General features: G+C 58.7%; 7 protein-coding genes and 1 pseudogene. 2 read left to right on the forward strand and 6 right to left on the reverse strand.

Annotation, left to right across the window (positions count from 1 at the left end; genetic code table 11):
* From NEZ08_RS08140 to urtA, 6 genes are all read right to left on the reverse strand, one after another.
* The coding region (locus tag NEZ08_RS08140) for an acetamidase/formamidase family protein (RefSeq protein ID WP_298106104.1) at positions 1–116 on the reverse strand (116 nt) is incomplete at its 3' end.
* Positions 117–151: 35 nt separating this feature from the next.
* Positions 152–841: an urea ABC transporter ATP-binding subunit UrtE gene (urtE, locus tag NEZ08_RS08145; RefSeq protein WP_298106099.1), complete on the reverse strand. Its 690-nt coding sequence runs from the start codon at positions 839–841 to the stop codon at positions 152–154.
* A 37-nt stretch (positions 842–878) separates the two neighbouring features.
* Complete coding sequence (urtD, locus tag NEZ08_RS08150) at positions 879–1,634, reverse strand: urea ABC transporter ATP-binding protein UrtD (protein WP_298106100.1); 756 nt, start codon at positions 1,632–1,634, stop codon at positions 879–881.
* A gap of 10 nt (positions 1,635–1,644) precedes the next feature.
* The gene (gene urtC, locus NEZ08_RS08155) at positions 1,645–2,790 is read right to left on the reverse strand and encodes an urea ABC transporter permease subunit UrtC (protein WP_298106101.1); all 1,146 of its coding nucleotides are present in this window, start codon (positions 2,788–2,790) and stop codon (positions 1,645–1,647) included.
* 19 nt (positions 2,791–2,809) lie between these two features.
* Positions 2,810–3,736: an urea ABC transporter permease subunit UrtB gene (urtB, locus tag NEZ08_RS08160; RefSeq protein ID WP_298106105.1), complete on the reverse strand. Its 927-nt coding sequence runs from the start codon at positions 3,734–3,736 to the stop codon at positions 2,810–2,812.
* A 110-nt stretch (positions 3,737–3,846) separates the two neighbouring features.
* Positions 3,847–5,109 carry an urea ABC transporter substrate-binding protein gene (gene urtA, locus NEZ08_RS08165; protein WP_298106102.1) on the reverse strand — a complete coding sequence of 421 codons (1,263 nt, stop codon included), beginning with the start codon at positions 5,107–5,109 and terminating at the stop codon, positions 3,847–3,849.
* A 170-nt stretch (positions 5,110–5,279) separates the two neighbouring features.
* On the opposite strand from urtA, the gene NEZ08_RS08170 reads away from it, so the two are divergent.
* Entirely contained in the window at positions 5,280–8,648 is a 3,369-nt protein-coding gene (locus NEZ08_RS08170; protein ID WP_298106103.1) for an ATP-binding protein, read from the forward strand.
* Positions 8,638–8,735 (forward strand): annotated as a pseudogene (locus NEZ08_RS08175) (DNA-binding response regulator); the annotation flags it as partial. The gene NEZ08_RS08170 and the pseudogene NEZ08_RS08175, both read left to right, overlap by 11 nt.

An 8,735-nucleotide genomic window follows, 5' to 3' on the forward strand; every position in this document is an offset into this window, starting at 1 on the left:
TCGTCGCCCGGATTGACCCAAGCCACGATCGGCACGTCCGGATGCCATCGGTTATGGATCATGTCATTTTCATAAGGTGACTTGGTAAGATCAACCTTGATCAGTGTCTCTGGCATCTCAACGCTCCCCTGTTTTACGAGCCAAAAAAAGGTCAGACGGATAGGTATTTTGATATCTGCGCCGCATCGGCGCCGTCGCGCGGATCATCCCGCACGATTTCGCCGTTTTCGATAACGAGCACGCGGTCGGCGATATAGAGCGCAAAGCTCAAGACCTGCTCGGAGACGACAATCGACAAGCCTCGCTCGTCGCGGATTTTCTTCAAGGTTCGGGCCATATCCTTGATGATCGATGGCTGGATGCCCTCTGTCGGCTCATCGAGCAGCAGCACTTTTGGCTTGGTGGCGAGCGCGCGCGCAATCGCGAGCTGCTGCTGCTGACCTCCGGACAGATTTCCGCCACGCCGGTTCTTCATTTCCAGCAGTACCGGGAAGAGTTGGTAGATGCTGCCGGGGACCTCGCTCTCGCCGGACACGACAAGGCCGGTCTCGATGTTTTCCTGCACCGTCATGGTGGAGAAGATCATTCGACCCTGGGGGACGTAAGCGAGACCTTTGGCCACGCGCTCGTAGCTGGGCAAGCCGCTGAGCTCGCTGCCGGCAATGGTCACTGAGCCGCTCTTGGTCGGCAAAATTCCCATCAGCGATTTCATCAGCGTGGTTTTTCCCATGCCGTTACGGCCCATGATGGCGACGATTTCATTCGGCGCGACGGATACGTTCAAGCCGTGCAGAACTTCGCTCTGCCCGTAGGCGACGTGAAGGTTGGAAATTGCCAGCATCAAAGCGCTCCTTGGCTCTTAACCATCTCGCTATCATCTAGTGCCCGAGATAGACCTCGATGACCTTGGGATCAGTTTTGACGTGGTCCATCGAGCCTTCCGAAAGTATCTGGCCCTGATGCAGAACCGTCACCTTGTGGGCGATGTCTTCGACGAATTTCATATCGTGCTCGATCACCAGAACCGAGCGATCCTTGATGATACGATTGAGCAATTCGGCGGTCTTGGTGCGCTCGTTGACGCTCATCCCGGCGACCGGTTCATCGAGCATCAGGAGGTCCGGGTCCTGGATCAGCAGCATGCCGATCTCGAGCCATTGCTTCTGACCATGGCTGAGCTGATCCGCATAAGTGTCCAGGCGGTCTTTCAGGAAAATCATTTCGGCGACTTCCTCGACCCGCTCCTTCACTGCCTTATCCCGCTGAAACGTCAGGGAACCGAAGACAGAGCGGCCGCGCGGATAAGAAATTTCCAAGTTTTCGAACACTGTGAGGTCTTCGAAGACGGACGGCGTTTGGAACTTGCGCCCGACGCCCGCCTGCACGATCTGGTTCTCTTTCAGTTTGGTAAGCTCTTTGCCGCGGAACTGAATCGAGCCGGAAGTCGCTTTGGTCTTGCCGCAGATTAAGTCGAGCACGGTGGTCTTGCCGGCGCCGTTCGGGCCGATAATCACGCGGATCTCGTTTTCCTCGACATAAAGGGAGAGGTTGTTCACCGCCTTGAAGCCGTCGAATGAGACGGTGAGGGCTTCGACTGCGAGCAGAAAGTTCTTGGGCTGATGGCCGATGCGCATGTCGATCTCCTCACTCGGCCGGTGCGCCGTTAGCAACGGAATTGTCAGGCAATTTAAAAGTAGGGTTCTTGCGTGCCGCCATCAGGCGATCGATGCGGGGCTGGATGTAATCCTGCCAAATTCCCGCGAGGCCATTGGGGAAGGCAAGCACGACACCGATGAAGAGGGCGCCAAGGCCGAATAGCCAGAGTTGCGGGAAGGACTCAGACAGCGCCGTCTTGGCAAAGTTGACCAGCAGCGTGCCGTAGACCGCTCCGAATATCGACAAGCGGCCGCCGACGGCCGTGTAGATCACCATTTCGATGGACGGCACGATGCCGACAAAGGACGGCGACATGAAGCCGACTTCGAGGGTAAACAAGGCTCCCCCGATGGCGGCAAATACCGCCGCCGCGCAGAATGCGAAGATCTTGAAATTGGCGACGCTATAGCCGGAGAAGCGAACACGGTCTTCCTGCTCACGCATCGCCACCAGGATGCGACCGAGCTTGGTCAGGCGAATGAACTGCGCTGCGACGATGCAGGCGAACAGCAGTATCACCTCGACGAAGTAAAGGATGAACTTTGCATGGTCCGTGCGGATATCCCAGCCGTGCAGCGTACGCAGGTCGGTAATGCCGTTGATGCCGCCGGTATAGCCCTGCTGACCGACAATCAGGATCGTGAGAATTGCCGCAATCGCTTGCGTGATGATGGCGAAATAGACGCCGCCGACGCGGCGCTTGAACATCGCGGCGCCGATGACGAAGGAAAAAAACGCCGGCACGAGAATGATCGCGGCGAGCGTGATCGGAAGGCTGTGAAATGGCTTCCAGAAAAAGGGAAGCTGAGTCAGCTGATTCCAGTCCATGAAATCCGGAATGCCGGGGGTCGACTGGATTTTGGTGTTTGCGACACTCGACGCCTCAAGCTTGAGATACATCGCCATGCAGTAGCCGCCGAGTCCGAAGAATACACCTTGGCCAAGGCTCAGAATGCCGCCGTAGCCCCAGCACATCACGAGACCGATCGCGACGAAGGCGTAGGTCAGATATTTCGCGACCAGGTTCAGGCGAAATACGTCAAGCGACAGCGGCAGGATGACAAAGAGCAAGAGGGCCAGGGTAAGAAAGCCGATGAGTTCCGACCGATTGAAGAAGCGCGAATTGATGATCATGGCTAAAGCCCTCTTGCTCTTATTTCCGGACCTTGAGAGCGAACAAGCCTTGCGGCCGCATCATCAGGATGGCGACGATCGCAAGCAGGGTGATGACCTTGGCCATAGACCCGGACATGAAGAACTCCAGCGTCGAGTCGGTCTGCGAGATCGTGAAGGCGGAGGCGATGGTGCCGAGCAGGCTGGCTGCGCCGCCGAACACGACGACCAGGAAGGTGTCGACGATGTAGAGCTGACCGGCGGTGGGGCCCGTTGAACCGATCATGGTGAAGGCCGATCCGGCGACGCCAGCGATGCCGCAGCCGAGGCCGAACGTATAGCGATCGACTTTTTCGGTGTTGATGCCGACCGCGCCTGCCATGACGCGGTTCTGCACGACCGCGCGCACCTGCTTGCCCCAGCTCGACCAGAACAGCACGTAGGCCACAGCGATGGTGATCAGGACGGTCAGGCCCATCACGAACATACCGTTGATCGGAATCTGGATCGAATCCGTTGCCTGCCAGGAACCCATCATCCATGCAGGCAACTCGACACCGACCTCGCGCGCGCCGAAAATCGAGCGATAAGCCTGCTGCAGGATCAGGCTAAGGCCCCAGGTCGCGAGCAACGTGTCGAGGGGACGTTTGTAGAGATGCCGGATCAGCGCCCATTCGACCAGCATGCCGAGGGCGCCCGAGGCTATGAACGCCAGGATCATTGCGGCGAAGAAGTATTCGGGAAACAGCCAGGGCGCATATTTCTGGAAAACGTTCGATGTCATCCAGGTGACATAAGCCCCCAAAATCATAAACTCGCCGTGGGCCATGTTGATGACCCCCATCTGGCCGAAAATGATGGCAAGCCCAAGCGCCATCAGCACGTAGACCGAAAAAAGGATCAACCCGGCAAAGCCCTGCATCGCGAAGATGGCGCCGAGATCGCTGAGCGAATAGTCACCGAACATGATCCGTCCTTTTTCCATTGCCGGGTCAGCGCCTCGATGCGGCGCGGGGCTTGGGGCGCGGGCTGCGAAAGTCCACGCCGATCGTGCTGGGAAGCAGGCGGGCAGAGCTCTTACTGGTAGCCCTTCGGAAACGGATTCGGCTCGACCAGATCCGCAGTCTCGTAAATCACATCGTATTGGCCGTCGGCACGCGCGCGACCGACGCGCGTCTTCGACCAAAGATGATGGTTCTCGTGGATGCGTACGTACCCTTCCGGCGCCCCCTTGAACTCGACGCCGGGCGATGCGGCTGCGATCTTGTCGATGTCGAAGGAGCCGGCTTTTTCCACCGTGAGTTTCCAGAGATTGGGGCCGAGATAGGCGGCCTGTGTCACATCGCCGATCACCGTTTTCTCTCCCCACATCTTCTTGAATGCGGCGACGAACGCCTTGTTGTTCGGATTGTCGAGCGACTGGAAGTACTTCATGCAGGCATAGGCGCCGGCGATGTTCTCGCCGCCGATGCCGTCGATTTCGTCTTCCGTAACCGAGATCGTGAGAAGCGTCTGCTTTGAGAGATCGATTCCGGCCGCCTTGAGCTGCTTGTAAAAGGCGACGTTGGAACCACCGACGATGATCGCGTAGATCACATCCGGCTTGGTCAGCTTGATCTTGTTGATCACCGAGTTGAACTGCGTGTGGCCGAGCGGGAAATATTCTTCACCGACGACCTTGCAGCCTTGCAGGTGGCCCTCGATGTGCTTGCGCGCGATCTTGTTCGAGGTGCGGGGCCAGATGTAGTCCGAACCGAGCAGATAAAAGGTCTTGGCGCCCTTGGTCTTGTTGACCCAGTCGAGCCCTGCGATGATCTGTTGGGTGGCCTCCTGACCGGTATAGATGACGTTCTTGGATTGCTCGAGGCCTTCGTAGAAGGTCGGATAATAGAGCATGCCGTTGTACTGCTCGAACACCGGCAGCACCGCCTTCCGCGAGGCCGAAGTCCAGCAGCCAAATACCGCGGCGCATTTGTCGTTGACCAGCAGCTTCTTGGCCTTTTCGGCAAAGGTAGGCCAGTCGCTGGCGCCGTCTTCCTGAATGAACTTGATCTGGCGCCCGAGCACGCCGCCCGCGGCATTGATCTGCGCGATCGCCAGTTTCTCGGCTTCCACCGATCCGGTTTCCGAAATCGCCATGGTACCGGTGACCGAGTGCAGAATGCCGACGGTCACATCTGTATCGGTGACCGCCAGCCCGGTGGTGTTGACTGCCGAAGTTGCGGGCACATCGGCCCATGACGGTCGCGGAAGCAGGGAAATGGCAGGAAGCGCCGCCATTCCTGCGAGCAGTCTGCGCCGGAGCGGCGACTTCAGGCCGCCCTTGATCTCGTCTGACATGAGTACCCCCATTCGTGTTCGAGGAAATGGTCTTGCCGGACGAGGATGGCGTGGATTGTGCGGCGCACAGATACGCAAGATCGCGTATATTGCACCGCAAAATCCCGACCTAGATTCTGGCATCCAAGTTGCAGCTCAGATGCGGATGAGCATTTGATCGGGAGCGCAGAGTGGCAGGGCGGCAGCGGATCGACCGCGTCAGACGCCAGTATAATCAATGGGTTGCTAACCAGACGCTGGAGGACTATGCGCTCCGCTTCACCGCCAAGAGCGCTCGGCGGTGGTCGGCCGCCCGTGTCGCCAATACGGCGCTTGGCGCCATCTCGTTCCTGGCCCTCGAAGCGATAGGCGGAACCATCACGCTCAACTACGGCGTCAGCAACGCGACGGCTGCCATCCTCGTTGTTAGCGCCATCATTTTCTGCTGTGGGCTTCCCATCGCCTATCACGCCGCAAAATGTGGCATCGACATTGACTTGCTCACGCGCGGTGCGGGCTTCGGCTATATCGGCTCTACGATCACGTCACTGATCTATGCGTCCTTCACCTTCATCTTCTTCGCCATCGAAGCCGTCATTCTGGCGAGCGCGCTCGATATGTGTCTCGGCATTCCGCGGCCAATCGGCTACCTGATCAGCGCCGTCGTCATCATTCCCCTCGTTACTCATGGCATCACGCTGATCAGCCGCTTTCAGCTGTGGACGCAGCCGCTATGGATCGTGCTGCACGTCATCCCCTTTGCCGCGATCGCTTACGCCAACCCGCATTCCTTTGCGGAGTGGACGAGGTTTGCCGGAGAGCACGGCAGTTCCGGTCAGTTCGATCTATTGCTGTTCGGCACCGCCGCCTCCGTCGTGTTCTCGCTGGTGGCGCAGATCGGTGAGCAGGTCGACTTTCTACGATTCCTTCCACGTGATCGGCGTGCCTCGAAGAAGTCGTGGTGGATCGCACTGATGATGGCCGGCCCCGGTTGGATTGTTCTCGGTGCGCTGAAGCTGTTGGCGGGATCGTTTCTTGCCTTTTTCGCGGTCAACCACGGCTCGTCCTACGAGCACGCGGCCGAGCCAGCGCACATGTATCTTCAGGCCTTCCGCTATGTGCTGGCCCAACCCGACCTTGCCCTGGGGGTGACCGGCATCTTCGTGATCCTCTCGCAGGTCAAGATCAACGTTACCAACGCCTATGCCGGATCGATCGCATGGTCGAATTTCTTCTCGCGGCTGACCCATAGCCATCCCGGGCGCGTGGTCTGGCTGGTATTCAATGTGCTGGTTGCGTTGCTCTTGATGGAGATCGGCGTCTACAAGGCGCTGGAGCATACGCTTGCGCTCTATTCCAACGTTGCGATCGCCTGGGTGGGCGCATTGGTCTCTGATCTCGTCGTGAACAAGCCGTTCGGCTTGAGACCGCGCCAAATGGAATTCAAGCGTGCGCATCTCTATGACATCAATCCGGTCGGGGTCGGCGCCATGTCGATCGCGACAATCGTTTCGATCAGCGTGTTCTACGGCTTGTTCGGACCGACGGCCAAGGCGTTATCGTCGTTCGTTGCGCTTACGGTGGCTTTCCTCACGGCGCCGCTGATCGCTTTTGCGACCGGCGGCAAATACTACATCGCGCGCAAGCCGAAACGGAGCTGGCAGAACATCGAGGCGATCAAGTGCTGCATTTGCGAGCATAGATTTGAGCCCGAAGACATGGCGGCCTGTCCTGCCTACGCGGGACCGATCTGCTCCTTGTGCTGCTCGCTCGATGCACGTTGCCACGATCTCTGCAAACCGCATGCCCGCATCCAGAGCCAGATATCTGAAAGCCTCGGCAAGCTGCTGCCGAGGCCGATCTATGCCCGTGTCAATTCCCAAGTTGGACACTATCTCGGCGTATTTGCCGTGTCCGCCGGCCTGGTGGGCCTGACGCTTAGTCTGATTTATCTTCAAACCACAGCGAACGTCGATGTCGACCAGTTGCTCCTTTGGGACACGCTTTGGAAAGTCTTCTTTGCATTGTCGATCATCATTGGAGTCGTCGCCTGGCTGTTCGTGCTGGCACAGCAGAGCCGGCGCGCCGCGGAGGCTGAAACCCGACGCCAAACCGCGCTTCTGATCCAGGAAATCGACGCTCACAAGCGTACTGATGCTGAATTGCAGCGCGCCAAAGAAGTTGCTGAATCAGCCAACCTTGCCAAGAGCCGCTACGTCGTGGGTCTCAGCCACGAGTTGCGTTCACCTCTAAACGCAATATCGGGTTACGCACAGCTCCTCGAACAGGACACGAGCCTCGGTACCAAGCCGCGCGATCAGGTGAGGGTGGTCCGCCGCAGCGCGGATCATCTGTCCGGTCTGATCGACGGCATTCTCGATATCTCCAAAATCGAGGCCGGCCGGCTTTACCTGTCGCGCGATGAGGTCCGCATCGGCGAATTTCTCGATCAACTCGTCGGTATGTTCCGTCTCCAGGCTGCCGCAAAGGGGATCGAGTTCGTCTTCAAGCGCGCGCCGACGCTGCCTTCGGTCGTCTATGCTGACGAGAAGCGGTTGCGGCAGATCCTGATCAACCTGCTTTCCAATGCGATCAAATTCACGCAGTCGGGAGGGGTGGAGCTGGTCGTGCACTATCGCAGCCCCGTTGCGGAATTCGAGGTGATCGATACCGGACCCGGTATTCAGACTTCGGATCTTGAGCGCATCTTTGCTCCCTTCGAGCGTGGTGCGCTCGGCGCTTCACAGCCGCAGACTGGTACCGGATTGGGGCTGACCATCAGCCGTCTGCTCGCGGGCGTGATGGGAGGGGATATTCAGGTCACGAGTTCAGTAGGTGCCGGCAGCACGTTCCGGGTGAAGTTGCTCTTGTCGGAAGTGGCGAATCCGAAACGGATCACGCCGGTCAACGCTATGCCGTGCGGTTACCTGGGGACCCGCAAGACCATCCTGATTACAGACGACGACCCGGTCCAGCGCGACCTGATGCGTGAAGTGCTGGCGCCACTCGGCTTTATCCTGCTCAGCGCGGCCGATGGCCCCGGTTGCCTCGCGCTCGCCCAGCACTGCCGTCCGGATTTGTTCTTGCTGGATATCTCGATGGCGGGCATGGACGGCTGGACGGTGGCGGAAACGCTGCGGAGCAATGGCCATCACCAGGCGCGCATTCTGATGGTCTCGGCCAGCGCGCTCGAAGCCCATGGTGCCCCGCTGGCACAGCCGTTTCACGACGGTTACCTGATGAAGCCGATCGATATTCCGCGGCTGTTCGAATTGATCCGCCAGCTTCTCAAGATCGAATGGCAATACGACGATGCGCCGGTCGCGGCAGCGAGGTGGAAGCCGGGCCACGGCGCGCAGCCGCCGGCAAGCGAGATCGAGGAGCTCATCAACCTGGGCCAGCTTGGCTACATCCGTGCGATCCAGGTCAAGCTCGATAATATAGGGGCCGACTATCCCGAGCATCGGGATTTCGTCTCGGAAATGCGCACGTTGATCGATCGCTTCGATCTCGACCGGTACATGTCAATCCTGATGAAGCTGCAAAGCCATGATCGCTGAATCTAAGAGACGCGACATCGCGCTGGTTGTCGATGATTCTCCGGAGACGTTGCGTCTTTTGACCGATGCGCTGGACAGTGCGGGAAT

This window comes from Bradyrhizobium sp. (assembly GCF_027451485.1).
In the GTDB taxonomy this organism is placed as follows: Bacteria; Pseudomonadota; Alphaproteobacteria; order Rhizobiales; family Xanthobacteraceae; genus Bradyrhizobium.

Excerpts from the sequence above, each read along its gene's own strand:
- urtA (WP_298106102.1), bottom strand. The coding sequence starts at position 5,109 with ATGTCAGACGAGATCAAGGGCGGCCTGAAGTCGCCGCTCCGGCGCAGA.
- urtC (WP_298106101.1), bottom strand. The coding sequence starts at position 2,790 with ATGATCATCAATTCGCGCTTCTTCAATCGGTCGGAACTCATCGGCTTT.
- urtD (WP_298106100.1), bottom strand. The coding sequence starts at position 1,634 with ATGCGCATCGGCCATCAGCCCAAGAACTTTCTGCTCGCAGTCGAAGCC.
- urtE (WP_298106099.1), bottom strand. The coding sequence starts at position 841 with ATGCTGGCAATTTCCAACCTTCACGTCGCCTACGGGCAGAGCGAAGTT.
- urtB (WP_298106105.1), bottom strand. The coding sequence starts at position 3,736 with ATGTTCGGTGACTATTCGCTCAGCGATCTCGGCGCCATCTTCGCGATG.